Annotated in this window: 10 protein-coding genes; 7 read left to right on the top strand and 3 right to left on the bottom strand. The window is 60.1% G+C overall.

The annotated features are described in order from the left end of the window. The first annotated feature begins 70 nt into the window (after positions 1 to 70). The 6 genes from LOY35_RS22595 to LOY35_RS22570 all read left to right on the top strand — a co-directional run bounded on the left by LOY35_RS22595 (position 71) and on the right by LOY35_RS22570 (position 7216). A complete protein-coding gene (locus tag LOY35_RS22595; protein ID WP_258627418.1) occupies positions 71 to 2605 on the top strand; it encodes a CS1-pili formation C-terminal domain-containing protein in 2535 nt (844 codons plus the stop codon). Positions 2606 to 2754: 149 nt separating this feature from the next. Beyond that, the gene (locus tag LOY35_RS22590) at positions 2755 to 4011 is read left to right on the top strand and encodes a hypothetical protein (protein WP_258627416.1); all 1257 of its coding nucleotides are present in this window, start codon (positions 2755 to 2757) and stop codon (positions 4009 to 4011) included. 47 nt (positions 4012 to 4058) lie between these two features. Beyond that, complete coding sequence (locus LOY35_RS22585) at positions 4059 to 5303, top strand: hypothetical protein (protein WP_258627414.1); 1245 nt, start codon at positions 4059 to 4061, stop codon at positions 5301 to 5303. 57 nt (positions 5304 to 5360) lie between these two features. Continuing rightward, complete coding sequence (locus tag LOY35_RS22580; RefSeq protein WP_258633710.1) at positions 5361 to 6104, top strand: molecular chaperone; 744 nt, start codon at positions 5361 to 5363, stop codon at positions 6102 to 6104. Between the two features lie 45 nt (positions 6105 to 6149). After that, complete coding sequence (locus tag LOY35_RS22575) at positions 6150 to 6632, top strand: fimbrial protein (RefSeq protein WP_258627412.1); 483 nt, start codon at positions 6150 to 6152, stop codon at positions 6630 to 6632. 89 nt (positions 6633 to 6721) lie between these two features. Beyond that, the gene (locus LOY35_RS22570) at positions 6722 to 7216 is read left to right on the top strand and encodes a fimbrial protein (protein ID WP_258627409.1); all 495 of its coding nucleotides are present in this window, start codon (positions 6722 to 6724) and stop codon (positions 7214 to 7216) included. Positions 7217 to 7228: 12 nt separating this feature from the next. On the opposite strand, the gene LOY35_RS22565 is transcribed toward LOY35_RS22570, so the two are convergent. Continuing rightward, positions 7229 to 10336 carry a transglycosylase domain-containing protein gene (locus LOY35_RS22565; protein ID WP_258627406.1) on the bottom strand — a complete coding sequence of 1036 codons (3108 nt, stop codon included), beginning with the start codon at positions 10334 to 10336 and terminating at the stop codon, positions 7229 to 7231. Positions 10337 to 13034: 2698 nt separating this feature from the next. Between LOY35_RS22565 and LOY35_RS22560 the strand changes: the two genes are divergently transcribed. Next, positions 13035 to 14453, top strand: a complete 1419-nt coding sequence (locus tag LOY35_RS22560) for an amino acid permease (RefSeq protein WP_258627404.1) — start codon at positions 13035 to 13037, stop codon at positions 14451 to 14453. A gap of 72 nt (positions 14454 to 14525) precedes the next feature. Here LOY35_RS22560 and LOY35_RS22555 read toward each other — a convergent pair whose 3' ends face one another. Next, positions 14526 to 16823, bottom strand: coding sequence for a glycoside hydrolase family 3 N-terminal domain-containing protein (locus LOY35_RS22555; RefSeq protein WP_258627400.1), 2298 nt, complete (start codon positions 16821 to 16823; stop codon positions 14526 to 14528). 58 nt (positions 16824 to 16881) lie between these two features. Next, complete coding sequence (locus LOY35_RS22550; RefSeq protein WP_258627398.1) at positions 16882 to 18474, bottom strand: glucan biosynthesis protein; 1593 nt, start codon at positions 18472 to 18474, stop codon at positions 16882 to 16884. Between the last annotated feature and the right edge of the window lie 22 nt (positions 18475 to 18496).

Below are 18496 nucleotides of genomic sequence, written 5' to 3'. Positions count from 1 at the left end.
GCCGGTTCTCCCCAGCCGGTCGGCCTGAACCTGAAACACCCGAAAGCTCGCTGATTATGAGAGTCCGTTGATGTTACCGATGACACCCATCGCGGGTGCGCTCGCGCTGTTGTTTTGCGCGAGTGCATTGGCCGCGCCGACTGCCCCCGGTACTACACCGACAAGCCTGCTGTCCCAGGCCAAGGGCCTGCCGGCGGAGTTTGAAGCCCACTTCTTCGATGTGCCCTTGGCGGTTCGTATTGAACTCAATCAACAGTATCTCGGTGAAGCCATGGTGGTCTTGACGCGGGATGATCGCATTACCCTGCTTGAGTTCACCGATACCCACGACAGCACGATCAAAGCCGCCGAGCGGGACCAATGGGAGCAGACGCTCAAGCAAGGACAACTGCTAGGCGCCTGTGAAAAGAACTGCACCGCCGGACTGCTTGCCGTGCACTACAGCCTTGAAAACTCACTGGTGTCGATCCTCACCCGGGATGTCGAGCGCGGTACCGAAGCCCTGCGTTATCACGATCAGCCCCAGGGCGGCAGCCTCGGCCTGATCTTCAATAACCAACTCAATATCAATGGTGGCCAGGAACAGGACACCGGTGGGCGCTATGGCCTCAACGCCAGTTCCAGCGTGGGTAACTGGAGCCAGTCCCTGGACCTTCAGCTTTCTCGCCTGGGCGGGCCTGACGACAAGGTCTACCACGCCGTCCATGAACTCTTTACCCAACGCGAGTTGGAAGGCCATTTTTTCCGCCTGGGTTATTTCACCCCCAGCTCCGATGGCTTGAACCGCCAGATCCGTTCGTTCGGTGCCAACCCGGACACCGCATTGGGCGTGATGTACGGCAGCTCCGACAGCCTGGTGATCGAGAATCCCAAGCCCAGCGTCTACCCCATCTACGTCACCGCGAGCCGTCAGGCTTCGGTGGAGATTTATCGCAGTGGCCTGCTGATCAATACCCAGGCCGTCAGCGCAGGCTTGCAAAGCCTGGACACCCGCCCATTGCCCGGCGGTATCTACGAAGTGGAAGTGCGGCTGATCGAGGACGGACAAACCACCGCCACCAGCCAGGAACTGGTGTACAAGCCGAACAATTGGAACAGTACCGAGGAGCGCTGGCGCTACAACCTGTTCGCCGGTCGCGAAACCCGGCTCTGGAGCAACTGGGAAGACCAACCCTCCGGGTTCACGACGGCGGGGATTGGCCTCAACTACCTGCTGCACCCACGGGTGATCGTCGGCGGTTCCACACGCCAGGTGCAGGACAAGCTGCAAGTCGGCACGTCGATAGACTGGACGCTGGCCTCCCACACCAGCCTGTACGCCAACGTCTACCACACCGAGCAGTACGGCAACGGCATGGACATGCAAGCCCTGTACAGCTACGGCCACGGCAGCCTCGTCGCCAGCCACAACCGCAGTTGGCTGGACACCCGCAACACCTACGAGACCCTGCCGGACGGCACCCGCATCCGGCAACGCAACGTGTTCGTCGGCCAGACCAGCAACTCGTCGCTGTCGGTCAATCATCGCTTGAGCAACAAGTCCTCCGTCAACGGACGGCTGGCCTATAGCGAAGGCAATGTCCAGGGCACGGGCCTGGACCTGGGCTGGACCCAGCGCGGCAAGTTGCGTGGCAGCGATGCCAACTGGCGGTTGTCGCTGTTCGATCGCCCCGGTACCTCGAGCACCAGCGACCGTCGCAATCGCGGCGTGGACCTGAGCGTCAGCGTGGCCTTGGGCGGGCCGGGCGAATACTGGTCGGGCAGCATCGGCACCCGCACCTCCCGCGAAGGTGACCGGGACAACAACGCGTCACTGACCTACCGTCGCGACCTCCAGGATCACGTACTGCAAAACGTCTCCGGCACGGCGCTGGCCGACACCTATGGCGTGGGCCTGTCCGGCATCGCCAGCTTCAGCACCGAGTCGCTCTACGGCGACGGTTTCGTCCAGCGCTCCTCCTATAACGACAACCTCACCGGCGGCCTGAACCTGAGCAGCACCGTGGCTGTCGGCGGCCAGAAAGCCGTCTTCACGGGTGTGCCCCAGGGCCGTGGCGCCGGAATGATCGTCGATGTGGAAACCGAGCTGGACAACATCGTCCTGCGCGCCGACGACCTGACCGGCGGCAGCACCATCTTGCATCCGGGCCGTAACTTTGTGCCGATCACCGCCTACCGCAACAGCATGGTGACCTTCGACTTCGAGGGCGTGCATCCACCGGCGGCGAGTATCGAGCCGGCACGCACCCGTTATCACCTGAACAAGGGCGGCGTGGACTATCGCAAGGTCAACGTGTTGAAAACCGTGACCGTGCTCGGGCGCCTGCTGGACGAACAGGGGCAGCCGCTCAAGGGCCATCACGTGATCAACCACGCCAGCCGCGGGGTCAGCGAGGCGGACGGATTCTTCTCCATGGAGATGAATGCCGCGTCCCCGACCCTGGAAGTGCGTTATGGCAACGAGTTGTTCTGCCGCTTCCGCCTCGACCCGGAAACCGCCAGCGACGAAGGCGATGTGTTGATGATCGGCGACCTGCGCTGCACGCCGGACAGTCTGGCCGATAGTTCGCTGGCCGCGGCCGACCCGGCGAAGCAGCGCTCATGAGGCCGTGGGAGCAAAGCTTGCTCGCGATAAACGATAACGCCGTTTGCGTGAAGACCGAGGCGCCTGCATCGCGGGCAAGCCTTGCTCCCACTGTGAAATTTTCTCCCAAAAACCAGCAGGGATTCGCTTTGATGTATGAGGTTGTATAGATGAAATTCTTATCGGTAGCCGTGAGCAGCGTGGTCTCGATGCTGTTGCTTGCCTGTGTGCCTGCCGCCAATGCCGTGAGCCGGGATATCACTGCGATATTCCGGCCCGATGCTTCGAAACCAAACCTGAATCAATTTACCAATACCACGCCGGTCAGTGGCTATTGCACAGTCTTTCCGGCGGATTGCGCGGCCACAAAAATATTCAGTATTCAGTTGCCTGTCAGCTTCAGCTCGGTCGGCCCTATTCAGGCGAATCATACTGACTACCGGCAAGGGGCGACGTTCAAGGTACCCGCCAACTGGCGTACCGCCCAGGTGACTCATGCCGGTACGGGGGAAACTGAAACCGTTGAAGTACGCTTTTCGGGAATCGGCTCGAGATATCGCCTTCCGATGGACGTGCTAGAACTGATAGGTAATCCAAGCATAGACCTTACGCTGGCACACAACCGGCTATGGGGCGGTTATGGGCATAGTTGGGTGAACCCCCCTTCACCTTGCGGATATACCGGACACGGAGGTTTGAACGCGACGACTTACCGGTTTTTCTGGAAGACCCGAGTCGAAGCGGCTTGCTCCAAAAAGAGTAGTTTTTTGATCCCTAGCCTGGTCTACGACTATCTGGACTTTGCCTACGAATTGCGCACCCCGAACCCCTTGAAAATGTCGAGTGGTTTGTACACGGGGTCTTTGACCTACAGCATTGGGCCGGGCCAGGATCTGGACATGGGCGATATCATGATCCCCTCCGATCCGATACTCACGTTCGATTTCAGGCTGACGGTCGAGCACACCCTCAAGGTCGAAGTTCCCCCCGGCGGCAACCGCGTGGAACTGGTGCCCCAGGAAGGCTGGCAAGCCTGGCTCAACAGCGGACGCAAGCCAACGCGGCTGTTCCGTGACCAGCGCTTCCATATCTCCGCCTCATCCCGTTTCAAGATGGCAATCGAATGCCAGTACATCAGCGGCAACACCTGCGCGATCGCCGAAACCGACACCGGACACACCGTGCCGGTGGATGTCGGCGTGACCCTGCCCGATGGCTTGACCGATGGCGCCGGGCAACCGGTCAACCGCCGACGACTGATGCGCGACGGCAGTGGCACCGAGTTGTTCCAGCCTGGCTTATACGTCGATCGTCGGCTCGGAATGCTGCATTTCGAAGTGGACCGAACCAGCGTCGAAGCGATGCTCGACACCGGCGCCACTCGCTACACCGGCGATGTCACGGTGATCTGGGATTCGGAAGTTTAAAGGGCATGGATTGGCCAGCCTGAGGCGAAAGGGAAGGTGAGGGATAGATGAGTCGTCTACCAGTAGCAATGCGTAGTGTGGTTTCGGTGATGTTGGTGGCCTGTGCGTCGACGGTCAATGCCGTGAGCAGGGATGTCACCGCCGTCTTCAGGCCTGATCCCTCGATGCCCAACGAAAATACCTTCCGTAACACCACGCCGAACTCGGGTTTTTGCGCCCTGTATCAAGCGATCTGCGAGCGGGAGAAAATATTTAGCATCCAGGTGCCCATGACCTTCAATTCAACCGGCCCCATCCAGGCCAATCATGACAGCCCTCGGCAAGGGGCAATGTTCGATGTGCCCGCCACTTGGCGTTTGGCACAGGTGACCCATACCGGGACAGGCGAAACCGAACTGGTTCAAGTGCGCATATCCGGTGTTGGATCACGCTACCAATTCCCAGTGAATGTCGTTGAGCTCGTGGGCGGCGGCGTGGACGCCTTGACTGCTCACCGCATGTTATGGGGGTCCGATTGGCTTTATGCGCCGTCGCCCTGTCGGGGTACCAATCATGGCACCTATAACCACCATATTTTCAACTTCTTCTGGAAGACACCCGTCGACGGTGTGTGTGCAAAAACGGCCCGATTCCTGATCCCGAGCATGGCCTATATCAACCTGGACTTTGCCTACGAACTGCGCACCCCCAACCCGTTGAAGATGTCGTCCGGCCAATACACCGGGTCCATCATCTACGGCGTCGGGCCGGGGCAGGACTTCGACATGGGCGACATCATGATCCCCAATGACTCGACGATCATGCTCAATTTCAAGCTGAACGTTGAGCACACCCTCAAGGTGGAAGTCCCTCCCGGCGGCAACCGGGTGGAGCTGGTGCCCCAGGAAGGCTGGCAAGCCTGGCTGAACAGTGGGCGCAAACCGACGCGGCTGTTTCGTGACCAGCGCTTCCATATCTCGGCCTCTTCGCGTTTCAAGATGGGGCTCGAATGCCAGCACGTCAGCGGCAATACCTGCGCCATCTCGGAAACCGGCACCGGCCATGCCGTGCCGGTGGACATCAAGGTGACGCTGCCCGAAGGCCTGACCGACGCTGGCGGGCAATCGGTGAACCGGCGCCCCTTGCTACGTGACGGCAGCGGCACCGAGCTGTTCCAGCCGGGTTTTTATGTCGACCGCAGACTCGGGATGCTGCACTTCGAAGTGGCCCGGGGCAGTGTCGAGCAGATGCTGGACAGCGGCGCCCAGGCCTACACAGGCAGCGTCACGGTGATCTGGGATTCAGAAGTCTAGTGGCCTGCCGGCCAAATTTTCAGTGAGTTGCGTTCAACGCATGAGGTTAAGCAAGTGATGAAACATCTATGGGCATGGGTTGGCTTTTCCCTGTTCTGCGGCGTGGCACAGGCCGGTCCGCAGATCGGTGTCGGGGTGGTCTACGACTACCTGGAGGGCAACAAGACCACGTATATGAAGCGGGTGTTCAACGGCGGCACATCGACGGCTTTCGTCAAGGTGAACATCCTGGAAATCATCTACAACGAAGACGGTACCTTCAGCGAGGTACCCCTGCAGAACCAGGCCAGCGCCCAGGCCAGGGATGGCCTGATGGCCAGCCCGGCGCGCCTGATCGTGCCGGCCAACGGTGTGCAGGGCACGCGGCTGCTGTTCATGGGCAACCGCGACAAGGAGCGTTACTTCCGCGTGCGTTTCGTGCCGGTGGTGCCGGAAGCGGAAGACGAATTTGCCGTCAGCGCGGAGGAGCGCGAAGCGTATAAAAAAGAGCGCGTGGCGGCCGGGGTCAAAGTGCTGGCGGGGTACGGCACGGTATTTTTCGTGCGACCCAAGGACACCCGCTTCGACACCGTGATCGATAACAACGCCAATCGCTATGTGCTGCGCAACAACGGCAACAGCGTGGTGGTGATCGATGAGTTCAAGGACTGCGAAGCGAAGAAAGAAAACGAATGCCGGCCGACCACCAAGCATCACGTCATGACCGGTCGCACGTTCTCGTTCGACAAGGAAGCAGGGCGTGAATATCGCTTCACCCTGATCGAAGGCAGCAAGACCCAGAACGTCGAGATCAAGGGCTGACGGCACCCGTCGCCGAACCGTCGTTGACGCAAGAGGTAAATCAAAATGATCAAGACACGGCTACGCCCCCTCGCATTGACGGCCCTGCTGATGCACTGGACCTCGGCCTGGGGGGCGGTCGAGCGGGAAACCTTCGAACTCTACGTGACCATCCCGACGGCCGACTTCTACGTGTTGCCGCTGGACCCACAGTTGGTCCAGCGGGAGCAGCGCCTGCCGTTCAGCACCATCACCTCGGACCTGAGCCCGTTGCGGGCCATTTACGAAGTGAAGAACAGCAATGGCTCGATTGGCGCACGCCTCGGGGAGGAGGCCTATTTGTCCAATGGTCGTGATCGCATCGACCTGCGTGTGCGCTTCAACGGCGTCGAACTGACCCTGGATTCCGCCCAGGTAGTCACGGCCACCGAGGCACGGCCGGGCCGGCAGGTGCCGCTGGAAATCGCCGCCATCAAGCCCGATGACGACTACAAGCCCGGCGACTACTACGGCACGGTGCACATGGTGTTCGACGCCACGGCGCCGTAGGGCCGAACGGCGCACATTGAGTCAGTGCAGAACCCTGTGGCGGCACGGACGCCGCCTCCCAGACAATAACGATGAAAAAGGAAGCAAGCATGTTCAAGCAATTCGTATCCATCATGGCCCTGGGCGCCGGGACCCTGAGTCCTTCGCTGGCATTCGGCGCCGATGATGCGCGCTCGGCCATTCATATCAAGGCGAACATTCCGACCCAGCAGTTTCACGTACAGCCACGGGATCCGGAGTTCGGTAAGGACGAACGCATGTATTACGATCCGATCAAGAATGATCTGAGTGTTTTACGCCAGACCTTTGATGTGAAGAATACCGATGGCTCGATCCATGCGCACTTGCCGCAGGACCAGCCTGATCTGAGTAACGGTAATCAGGCTATTCCGCTGCGGGTCAAGTTCAACAATGTTCGCCTGAGTGCAGTGCCCGTCGAAGTGGTGGACGATGCCACATCTACGCCAGGAACCCAGGCCGAGATGGTCATCAGTGCAGACGCCATTCCTACGACTCTCACGGGGGGCTTGTACACGGTCGGCTTTATCGTGATTTTCGACGCCGTGCCCCGGGTGACGCCGTAATCCGCAAGGTCCTTACTGGCGCGCCACCAACGGCGTGCACCGGGTATGACCTCCCGGCTGCAAGTAGGGCGTGAGGAACGGTGCCATCCCCTTGAGCACCTGCACCGGCAAGGCGGAGGTGAACTTGAAGTTCTGCGCCGAGGCCCCCGGTACAAAGGCGGTGAGGGTGCCGAAATGGCTGTCGCCGATGTAGAACACGAAGGTGGCCGTGCGGTTGATTGCCTTGGAACTGATCACTCGCCCACCGGCGCCGATGGCTTCGATGCGGTTGTCGCCGGTGCCGGTCTTGCCGCCCATGGCCAGCGGCGTACCGTCGGCCAGTTTGAAACTGCCGGCCACCCGTTTCGCGGTGCCGGCATCCACCACCTGAGACAACGCGCCGCGCAGGGCCTGGGCCACTTCAACCGGCATCACGCGTTTGCCTTTGCCCGGGTCATTGACCAGTTGCGTTTCGTAAGGGGTATCGACGGCAAATTGCAGGCTGTCGATCCGCAGTACCGGTTGGCGGATGCCGTCGTTGAGAATGGTGCCCACCAGCTCCGCCAGTGCGGCGGGGCGGTCGCCGGAGCTGCCGATAGCCGTGGCCAGCGAAGGCACGAGATGGTCGAACGGGTAGCCGACTTTCTGCCAGCGCTGGTGGATATCCAGGAAGGCTTCGATCTCGAGCATGGTGCGGATGCGACTGTCGCGTGCGCTCTTGTGCCGGCTCTTGAACAGCCAGCTGTAGACTTCCTGGCGTTCGAACTCACTGGCCTTGACGATCTGGCTGAACTTGGCGTCGGGGTTGTTCAGCAGGTAACCCATCAACCATAGATCGAGCGGGTGGACCTTGGCGATAAAGCCCTGGTCCGGCAGGTCGTAAGCGCCGGGGCCGTAGCTCTGGTAGAGCCGTTCCAGGCGTTCGTCGGTGAGCTTTTCGTTGCTCTTGACCGATTTGAGGTGTGAGCGCACGAAGCGGTTGAAGCTGTCTTGGCTGTCATTGGGAAAGAAATAGCGGTGCACGGCGGCCAGGCGGATCGCCGTGGGGTGCATGCTGTCGAGAAAGGTTTCGAGGCGCTGGCTGGTGTCCTTCTTCTGATATTTTTTCCAGAACCTGAGTAGGAACGAGGTGCCTTCGCGGTCGGCGAACTGTGCCAGGTATTCCTGGCGCCGCGGGTCACTGTCGTCCTTGAGCAATTCGGCGCTGTTGTTGGGGCCGGCATAAGTGGCGTAGCGCACCAGGTCGCGCATCAGGCGGATGAACGGCAGGTTGATCGACTCACGCAGGGCATCGCGCAAGGTGGGGTTGCGGCCGTTGTCTTCGTTGCGGAAGTTGTGGAAGGTGTGCAACCCGCCGCCGGTAAAAAATGCCTCGCCGGGGCTGGCGGAGTACGTACGATCCAGCGCCGCCTCGAGCATCTTCGGCAGGCTGCGGTCGCTGTTCTGGATCAGGTAGTCGACGGCCCAGCGGGACAGGCGATCCTGCTCGGCGACCTCGACTTTTTTCAGGGCCGCCGGGGTCTCGGCGCCGTAGCGGTCGTGCAGCTCGGCAATGATCTGCAGATAGGTGGTGAGTACCCGCAACTTGGCGGTGGAACCGAGTTCGAGTTTGCTGCCTTCGTTGATGTCGAAAGGCTGGTCGGTACTGTCGGTCTGCACCCGCACGCGCGAGCCGTCCGGGGTCAGTTCCAGCAGGGTGAAGCTGTAGCGCACCTGGGTGGTGCTGGTGGGGGTGAGCAGGCGTTCTCCCATCAAGCCGATCTCGGTCGCGAAGGCCGGGTCGGCCAAACGCTTGAGGTATTCGGTGGCCTGGGTCTGCAAGTCGTTCTGCAGGGTACTGGTGGCGGACAGGTCCAGGCGATCGAGGTCATACAACGGACGGTCGAGCAGCGTGGCGAGTCGACTGCGGGCGGCGCTGATGCCTTTATTGGTTTCGTTGGGCTGGATCGTCGGTTGTTGCACCCAATCGCGATAGCTGACCTTGCTCGCCAGGGCGGCATCGGCCAGGGCGCCGTCGATCACACCGTTCTGGGTCAGTAGCCGGATGTGGCTGTCCGTCAGGCTTGCCAACTCGTCATGGCCTTTGGACAGGTAATGGGAAGGGCGGCGCTGAGCGATCATCAACGACAACATCTGTCGCAAAGCCAGGCCTTTTTCCGCCAGGCTCCGTGGATCGGTGGCGGTGTTGAACAACTGCTCGTTGGCCCGGTTGAAGTCGGCGCCGTACCAGACCCGCAGGCCTTCAGCCATGCCATGGACCTCTCCATGCCCCGGTACGGCGGACAGCGGCACGCTATTGAGGTAGTCGCGCACGATACGCTGCCGCGCCTCGAGGGTCTGCGGGCCGGTCCGATAGGCGCGCACGCTGGCGGAAATCATCTGGCGGATCTTTTCACCCCCCGAGACGGTCAGGCCATCGGGGGAATGACGGTACTTTTCCAACTGCGTCGCCAGAGTGCTGCCCCCGGCGGACTGTCCCGGCAGGCTCAACAGCTTGGCCACCTGCGACCACGCCGCCATGCCGAAGCGCGGCCAGTCCACCGCCGGGTTGGCCTTGGGCTGGCGGGGATCGAGCAGAAAGCGGTTTTCGATGAACAGCAGGCTTTGCACCACCACCGGGGGGATGGCGTCGAAACTGGCATACAGCTGTTGTGGGTACTTGAACTGATACAGCGGCGCGGCGCGGCAATCGGTAATGGTCAGCCCGGCCTGGCTCTTTTCCGAATAGGGTACGAACAGGCCTTTGCCGACGTAATCCATCAAGGCCGGCGAAAACCGCGTCTGGGCCTGGATCACGTAGTTGCGCTTGAGCAGTCGCGGCAGGAACTCCCCCAGGGAACTGTAGCCCAGCCGTCGGTCGAAAGGGCCGGTACCGGGGTAAACGATGGCATCACTGGGGCCCGGTTGCAGCGAGTAGCTCAGGGAGGCCGCGTACTTGCTGATCTCCCTGGCCTGGAACCTGGAGGTGCGCATTTCCTTGGCCACCGCGAGACCGACCACCACGATAATAATCAGCAGCAGCAACCAGAACGCCCGCCAGCCATGCCGCGTGCGGCGTTTTCTTGGGGGTGTAGACGCTTCTTCCATACGTTCAGTCGGGACCATAGGTTTGTTCGAATCGGTTTGCCATAGAGCGCCCATAGTCGACTGATCCATTCACGCAGATTGATCGGACTTGCTTGAAGCTTAGACGGTGGTTTGCGTGGGGGGAGAGGAAAATTGTGGACGTGCAATTGTCATGTCCCTCGACGACATACTCCTCGTGGCGAGGGGATTCATCCCCGCTGGGGCGCGCAGCGGCCCTAAAGCCAGACGACTCGATGCTTCCGGCAGAATTGAGTCTGCTGCTTGGGGCTGCTACGCAGCCCAGCGGGGATGAATCCCCTCGCCACGGGGCTGCGGTGGTTGTTGAGTTGCTGCGGTGCTCTTTCTGCGTAATCGAAGGTTTACACCGAAATTCCCAGGACGCTGAGACGTGTGAGCGAAGATTTCGAAACTGTGGCGAGGGGATTTATCCCCGCTGGGGCGCGCAGCGGCCCTAAGACCAGACGACTCGATGACTCTGGCAGAAATTGAGTCTGCTGCTTGGGGCTGCTGCGCAGCCCAGCGGGGATGAATCCCCTCGCCACGGGGCTGCGGTGCTTGTTGAGTTGCTGCGGTGCTCTTTCTGCGTAATCGAAGATTCACAGTGAAACTCCCAGGACGCTGAGACGTGTGAGCGAAGATGTCGAAACCGTGGCGAGGGGATTTATCCCCGCTGGGGCGCGCAGCGGCCCTAAGACCAGACGACTCGATGACTCTGGCAGAAATTGAGTCTGCTGCTTGGGGCTGCTACGCAGCCCAGCGGGGATGAATCCCCTCGCCACGGGGGTTGCGGTGCTTGTTGAGTTGCTGCGGTGCTCTTTCTGCGTAATCGAAGGTTCACAGTGAAACTCCCAGGACACTGAGACGTGTGAGCGAAGATGTCGAAACTGTGGCAAGGGGATTTATCCCCGCTGGGGCGCGCAGCGGCCCTAAGACCAGACGACTCGATGACTCTGGCAGAAATTGAGTCTGCTGCTTGGGGCTGCTACGCAGCCCAGCGGGGATGAATCCCCTCGCCACGAGGGGCTGCGGTGCTTGTTGAGTTGCTGCGGTGCTCTTTCTGCGTAATCGAAGGTTTACACCGAAATTCCCAGGACGCTGAGACGTGTGAGCGAAGATTTCGAAACTGTGGCGAGGGGATTTATCCCCGCTGGGGCGCGCAGCGGCCCTAAGACCAGACGACTCGATGACTCTGGCAGAAATTGAGTCTGCTGCTTGGGGCTGCTGCGCAGCCCAGCGGGGATGAATCCCCTCGCCACGGGGCTGCGGTGCCTGTTGAGTTGCTGCGGTGCTCTTTCTGCGTAATCGAAGGTTCACAGTGAAACTCCCAGGACGCTGAGAGGTGTGAGCGAAGATGTCGAAACCGTGGCGAGGGGATTTATCCCCGCTGGGGCGCGCAGCGGCCCTAAGACCAGACGACTCGATGACTCTGGCAGAAATTGAGTCTGCTGCTTGGGGCTGCTTCGCAGCCCAGCGGGGATGAATCCCCTCGCCACGGGGCTGCGGTGCTTGTTGAGTTGCTGCGGTGCTCTTTCTGCGTAATCGAAGATTCACAGTGAAACTCCCAGGACGCTGAGACGTGTGAGCGAAGATTTCGAAACCGTGGCGAGGGGATTTATCCCCGCTGGGGCGCGCAGCGGCCCTAAGACCAGACGACTCGATGACTCTGGCAGAAATTGAGTCTGCTGCTTGGGGCTGCTACGCAGCCCAGCGGGGATGAATCCCCTCGCCACGGGGCTGCGGTGCTTGTTGAGTTGCTGCGGTGCTCTTTCTGCGTAATCGAAGATTCACAGTGAAACTCCCAGGACGCTGAGACGTGTGAGCGAAGATTTCGAAACCGTGGCGAGGGGATTTATCCCCGCTGGGGCGCGCAGCGGCCCTAAGACCAGACGACTCGATGACTCTGGCAGAAATTGAGTCTGCTGCTTGGGGCTGCTACGCAGCCCAGCGGGGATGAATCCCCTCGCCACGGGGGTTGCGGTGCTTGTTGAGTTGCTGCGGTGCTCTTTCTGCGTAATCGAAGGTTCACAGTGAAACTCCCAGGACACTGAGACGTGTGAGCGAAGATGTCGAAACTGTGGCAAGGGGATTTATCCCCGCTGGGGCGCGCAGCGGCCCTAAGACCAGACGACTCGATGACTCTGGCAGAAATTGAGTCTGCTGCTTGGGGCTGCTACGCAGCCCAGCGGGGATGAATCCCCTCGCCACGGGGCTGTGGTGCTTGTTGAGTTGCTGCGGTGCTCTTTCTGCGTAATCGAAGGTTTACACCGAAATTCCCAGGACGCTGAGACGTGTGAGCGAAGATTTCGAAACTGTGGCGAGGGGATTTATCCCCGCTGGGGCGCGCAGCGGCCCTAAGACCAGACGACTCGATGACTCTGGCAGAAATTGAGTCTGCTGCTTGGGGCTGCTACGCAGCCCAGCGGGGATGAATCCCCTCGCCACGGGGGTTGCGGTGCTTGTTGAGTTGCTGCGGTGCTCTTTCTCGTAATTCTCACCAATTCTCTGCAGTCCCAGTCAATACCTCTCCAAAAACCCAAGTTTTGCTATGGTTTATCCCTGAATTTCCAAGGTTTTACAGTGAAACTCTCTATCCCCGGCTTTTTATACTGCACGGCCCATCGGTCTTGACGTTCTGTTTATCGGAACGGTCTGTCCACGAGGCAGGCCCGGTTTCGGCAAGGTGGCAGGCTTATCGGTCTGTGGCCTTGGAAACCCGGTGGCTAATCCAATAACAAAACGGAGTTGTATCCCTATGCCTGTCGGCAATCATCTGCCCCCTGGCGAGACCGCTCAGGGCGGTCCGCTCAAACGTGAGCTCGGCGAGCGGCATATCCGCCTGATGGCGCTTGGCGCCTGCATCGGTGTCGGTTTGTTCCTCGGTTCGGCCAAGGCCATCGAAATGGCCGGCCCGGCGATCATGCTGTCCTACATCATCGGCGGCCTGGCGATCCTGGTGATCATGCGCGCCCTCGGCGAGATGGCCGTGCACAATCCGGTGGCCGGTTCGTTCAGCCGTTACGCTCAGGATTACCTCGGCCCGCTGGCAGGTTTTCTGACCGGCTGGAACTACTGGTTCCTGTGGCTGGTGACCTGCGTGGCGGAAATCACCGCGGTGGCGGTGTACATGGGCATCTGGTTTCCCGACGTGCCTCGCTGGATCTGGGCCCTGGCCGCCCTGGTCAGCATGGGCTCGATCAACCTGATCGCGGTCAAGGCCTTCGGAGAGTTCGAATTCTGGTTCGCCCTGATCAAGATCGTGACCATCATCGCCATGGTCATCGGCGGCGTGGGCATCATCGCCTTCGGGTTCGGCAACGACGGCGTGGCCCTGGGTATTTCCAATCTCTGGACCCACGGTGGGTTCATGCCCAATGGGGTGCAGGGTGTCTTGATGTCCCTGCAGATGGTGATGTTCGCCTACCTGGGCGTGGAGATGATCGGCCTGACCGCCGGTGAGGCGAAGAACCCGCAGAAAACCATTCCCAACGCCATCGGTTCGGTGTTCTGGCGGATCCTGTTGTTCTATGTCGGCGCGCTGTTCGTGATCCTGTCGATCTACCCCTGGAACGAGATCGGCACCCAGGGCAGCCCGTTCGTGATGACGTTCGAGCGCCTGGGCATCAAGACGGCTGCGGGCATCATCAACTTCGTGGTCATCACCGCTGCGCTGTCGTCCTGCAACGGCGGCATCTTCAGCACCGGGCGGATGCTCTACAGCCTGGCGCAGAATGGCCAGGCCCCGGCCGGCTTCGCCAGGACCTCGGCCAACGGCGTACCGCGCCGCGCGTTGCTGTTGTCCATTGCCGCGTTGCTGCTGGGCGTACTGCTCAATTACCTGGTGCCGGAAAAAGTCTTCGTCTGGGTGACCTCCATTGCCACCTTCGGCGCGATCTGGACCTGGGTGATGATCCTGCTGGCCCAGCTCAAGTTCCGCAAAGGCCTGAGCGCTGCCGAGCGTGCCGCCCTGAAATACCGCATGTGGCTGTATCCGGTCAGCTCGTACCTGGCGCTGGCCTTCCTGGTACTGGTGGTTGCGCTGATGGCTTACTTCCCGGATACACGGGTGGCGTTGTATGTAGGGCCGGCGTTTCTGGTGCTGCTGACGGTGTTGTTCTACACCTTCAAGTTGCAGCCGACGGGTGAAGCTCAAGGTTCGGTAAGTTCGGTTTAATGATGCGACAGATCTGGCGAGGCCATTGTCAGGCTTGACGGTAGCCTCGCTCGATTCCGAACGATTGAGTCCCTAACGCAGTGACGTCTCGCGCAACCACCGTGGAATGGCCGAGCGTTGTTCGTTCAGGCGGGCCCCTGACGTCACTTCGAAACTGGCCTGGTTATCAGTGGCGGAGCTACCTCCGACGTACACCGTGAATATCCCGGACTCGACAACCGGCAGATAATCGGTATCGAGCGACGCGAAGTCGTCCTGATCGAGGGTGAATCCTACGGTTTCTGTTTCCCTCGCAGCGAGATTGATCTTGGCGAAACCCCGCAGAGTACGAACGGGGCGTGTCACGCTCGCGACATTCTGACGCAAGTACAGTTGCACAATTTCGTCACCGCTTCGTTGACCGCTGTTGCGAACGTTCACCTGGACTTCCAGCGTTTCATTAAAGGCCAACCGCTGTTTACTGAGGATCGGGGTTTCATACGTGAACGTGGTGTAGCTCAGGCCGTGGCCGAATGGATAGAGTGGTGTCCACTGTTCATCCAGGTATCCGGAGGCATAGGGGTTGGTTATGCTCGGTGGCCGTCCGGTATTTTTATGAGCGTGGTAAATCGGAATCTGTCCCACCGATCGTGGGAACGTGATGGGAAGCTTGCCGCTGGGGTTAATATCGCCAAACAGCACGTCGGCAACCGCATGGCCCATTTCCGAACCCAGAAACCAGGTTTCGAGAATCGCAGGCGCCTGCTCGTCCACGGCGGGGAGGGTCAGCGGCCGGCCATTCATGAGAATGACCACCACAGGTTTGCCCGTTTTGGTCAGTTCCCTGAGTAACGCATTCTGCGTTCCAGGCAAACCAAGGGAGGTGCGACTGCGGGCCTCACCGCTCATGTCTCCGGTTTCGCCAAGCACGGCGACGATCACGTCGGCGTTGCTCGTCACGTGTTCAATTTCCTTCATGACTGGAATGTCGCTGTTCCCAGGAGAACCCATGGGCAGGTAGATAATCTCCGTTGCGGGTGATACAGCGCGTTTTATACCCTCCAGGACGGTCATCGAATCCTCGGCATGCCCATCTCCATACCAGGGGCCCAGCGTTGATTGCGCGTCGTTTGCCAGGGTTCCGACGACAACGAGCTTGCGCAGTTTTTTCGACAGCGGCAGCAACGCTCGGTCGTTTTTCAGCAACACAATGGATTTTTGCGCGGCTTCCCGTGCCAGCGCACGGGTGTGAGAGGTCAGAAGTAAAGCCTGCTCTCGGGCCGGATCGCTATAGCGATAAGGGTCTTCGAATAGTCCCAGTCGCTGTTTTGCCAGCAGCACCCGGCGTACTGCATCGTTCAACCGATCCTCCGGAACCTGACCGCTACGTACCAAAGCCGGTAATCTGGAGACGTAGTCGACACCGACCATATCCACATCGACTGTCGCATTGAATGCCCGCAGGGCGGCCGTTTGGGAGGTCGAAGCGACGCCGTGCTGGATCAGTTCATGAATGCCGGCGAAGTCGCCGACGACGAGCCCTTGGAACCCCCACTCATTGCGCAGTTTATCCTTCAGCAATCGTTGGTTGGCGTGCATGGGGGTGCCGTTTACCTCGTTGAATCCCGGCATGATCGCATCGACGCCGGCCTGTACCGCGGCACGAAACGGCGTGAGGTAGACCTCCTCAAGTGTACGTTCGGATAGATCGGAGGTGTTGTAGTCACGCCCACCTTCCGCGGCACCGTAAGCGACGAAATGTTTGGCGGTAGAGAGCATTTTCTCTGTATCGGGAGCGTCCTCGCCACGAAAGCCGCGGACGCGTGAAGCCGCCAGCGCCGAGGCCAGAAATGGATCTTCACCGGCGCCTTCGACCACTCGCCCCCAACGGGGATCGCGGGTGATGTCCACCATGGGGGCGTAGGTCCAATGCACACCCGCGGCCGTTGCTTCAACGGCGGCTGCCCTTGCGGTACGTTGCGACAGATCCGGATCCCAGGCTGATGCCTCGGCCAGCGGCACGGGGAAGACGGTGCGGAACCCATGGATCACATCGAAGGAGAACAGCAATGGAATATGCAGACGCGAGCCTTGCATGGCCTGCTGCTGTACTTTGCGGGTATTTTCCGCGCCATATACTCCGAGCACTGAACCAACATCCGCGACGCCAGGGTGGTGCTGGCCTTTGGTGTCTGTCATCGGGCCAGTGGCCGTGAGCTGCATACCCAGTTGAGTCAATTGGCCGGCTTTTTCTTCGAGCGTCATCTGCCCAATCAATCGTTCGATAAAGACCCTCTTGTTTCTATCCGGGTCGTTATCGCCGCTTGTGAGTTCAAATCCGATCATGATAAGCAGCGTACCAACCAGGATGGCGGTAATAAGATGGTTCATGGTGTCGGACCTTTCGTAGGCTACGTCAGGTGGGCACTGGATACATCTTCTTCGCGGCTTATGGAGGCTCGGCCGTGTGGTATTGGTAAAGCCAGGTTTCGGTAAGCGTCTCGCCTTTGAAGCTCAGGTACAGGCGCATTTCGACCGGTTCGCCAGGCTCTACACTCAAATCGAATTGCGCGTAGCCGTGGCCGGCTTGTCCGTCCGGGAGCATTCCCGAAAAAACATTCGAAAACGTCCCTCTTGAGGCCCATAGCACGACTTCGGGCTCCTGGCTCAAGGCGAGTTTTTCCAGCGGCGCGCCTGAGAACTCGACGAAGAACTTGCGTACGCCCTTGGGTCGCGGCCGGCCCGCCAGGCCTCCATTCCCCAGGCGCGTAGCCACGCAGCGTGCCAGGCTGGAGGGGTAGGGCTCTTCGGACAGCCAATGCAGCCGATATTTGAAATGGTATTGATTACCGGCCTCGGCGGGCTCTTTGGGGACCCACATTGCGACGATGTTGTCGTGGATCTCATCGTCGGTCGGGATTTCCACCAACTGTACGCTGCCGTTGCCCCAGTCCCCCAATGGCTCGACCCACAAGCCGGGACGGCGTTCATAGCGCGCCTTGTCCAGGTAATGGTCGAAAGAGCGGTCTCGCTGGAGCAGTCCGAAACCTCGGGGATTATTATCGGAAAACGCGGAGGCCATGGTGCGCGAGGGGTTGTTAAGCGGGCGCCAGATATGTTCACCCGTTCCTGTCCATAGCGCCAATCCGTCAGAGTCGTGCACTTCAGGACGCCAGTCGAGAGCGGTAGCCTTGGTCGTTTCGCCGAACCAATACATTGACGTCAGCGGTGCGATGCCGAAGCGATCGATATTCTGGCGTAGAAACAGCGTGGCCTCGACGTCCATCAGCACACCTTTGGCGCGGCTCAGCACAAAGCGATAGGCGCCACACAGGCTGGGCCCTTCAAGCAACCCATACAGCGTCATGCTGGCTTGTCGATCGTCGGTGGGTGTCTCGATCCAGAACTGGGTGAAGTCAGGAAATTCTTCGGCCATGCCCGCCTGTGCGACATTCAGTGCTATTCCCCGCGCTGAAATGCCGTACTGGTACTGCTCTCCAATGGTCCGAAAATAAGAGGCGCCGACGAACGCCGCCCAATCGTTGTGCTTCCAATCACGATTCTTTGGCTTGCCCAAACGGCTTTCCTGAAGACGCAAACCGGCAAAGCCAACATTGGAGGCGAGCGCCTGGGCCGGGCTGTCGGCGGGCATATCGAAGAGCGATTTGTCGTAAGGGATCTCATGGGCGACGCCATCAGCGACGACATGAATTTTTACCGGGGTACGAAAGAACTCTCCCAGATGGAAGAAGGTGATCGGGTACTGGCCGGGGCCGTTGGCAAAAAGCGCACGTGCGCTGTCGAATCGAATCTTGCTCAATGCGTCGTAATCGATTTTCGCCAGCAGGTGCCCGGGAATGGCGGTCGATTTGACATAGGGTTTGAGCGCCATGGCTTCGGCGAGCAGGATCAATGTGTCGAAGCTGAAGGGGACCGGCGTGTCGGGCTTCACGTCGCTGGCCAGCGCGGGGACAGGCAGGGGCAATGAGGTAAAGGCTGCACAGAGCGAGGTGAAGCTCACGAGATCGCGGCGCGTCAACATAGCATCTTCCCTGCAATTGAAC

Source organism: Pseudomonas sp. B21-028, assembly GCF_024749045.1.
Taxonomy (GTDB): domain Bacteria; phylum Pseudomonadota; class Gammaproteobacteria; order Pseudomonadales; family Pseudomonadaceae; genus Aquipseudomonas.
The sequence above is the reverse complement of the archived record's forward strand: the minus strand, read 5'-3'. Positions and strand labels throughout refer to the sequence as shown.

Bases quoted from the DNA above. Each gene is read 5' to 3' on its own strand.
- LOY35_RS22595 (WP_258627418.1), top strand. From the start codon at position 71: ATGTTACCGATGACACCCATCGCGGGTGCGCTCGCGCTGTTGTTTTGC.
- LOY35_RS22590 (WP_258627416.1), top strand. From the start codon at position 2,755: ATGAAATTCTTATCGGTAGCCGTGAGCAGCGTGGTCTCGATGCTGTTG.
- LOY35_RS22585 (WP_258627414.1), top strand. From the start codon at position 4,059: ATGAGTCGTCTACCAGTAGCAATGCGTAGTGTGGTTTCGGTGATGTTG.
- LOY35_RS22580 (WP_258633710.1), top strand. From the start codon at position 5,361: ATGAAACATCTATGGGCATGGGTTGGCTTTTCCCTGTTCTGCGGCGTG.
- LOY35_RS22575 (WP_258627412.1), top strand. From the start codon at position 6,150: ATGATCAAGACACGGCTACGCCCCCTCGCATTGACGGCCCTGCTGATG.
- LOY35_RS22570 (WP_258627409.1), top strand. From the start codon at position 6,722: ATGTTCAAGCAATTCGTATCCATCATGGCCCTGGGCGCCGGGACCCTG.
- LOY35_RS22565 (WP_258627406.1), bottom strand. From the start codon at position 10,336: ATGGGCGCTCTATGGCAAACCGATTCGAACAAACCTATGGTCCCGACT.
- LOY35_RS22560 (WP_258627404.1), top strand. From the start codon at position 13,035: ATGCCTGTCGGCAATCATCTGCCCCCTGGCGAGACCGCTCAGGGCGGT.
- LOY35_RS22555 (WP_258627400.1), bottom strand. From the start codon at position 16,823: ATGAACCATCTTATTACCGCCATCCTGGTTGGTACGCTGCTTATCATG.
- LOY35_RS22550 (WP_258627398.1), bottom strand. From the start codon at position 18,474: ATGTTGACGCGCCGCGATCTCGTGAGCTTCACCTCGCTCTGTGCAGCC.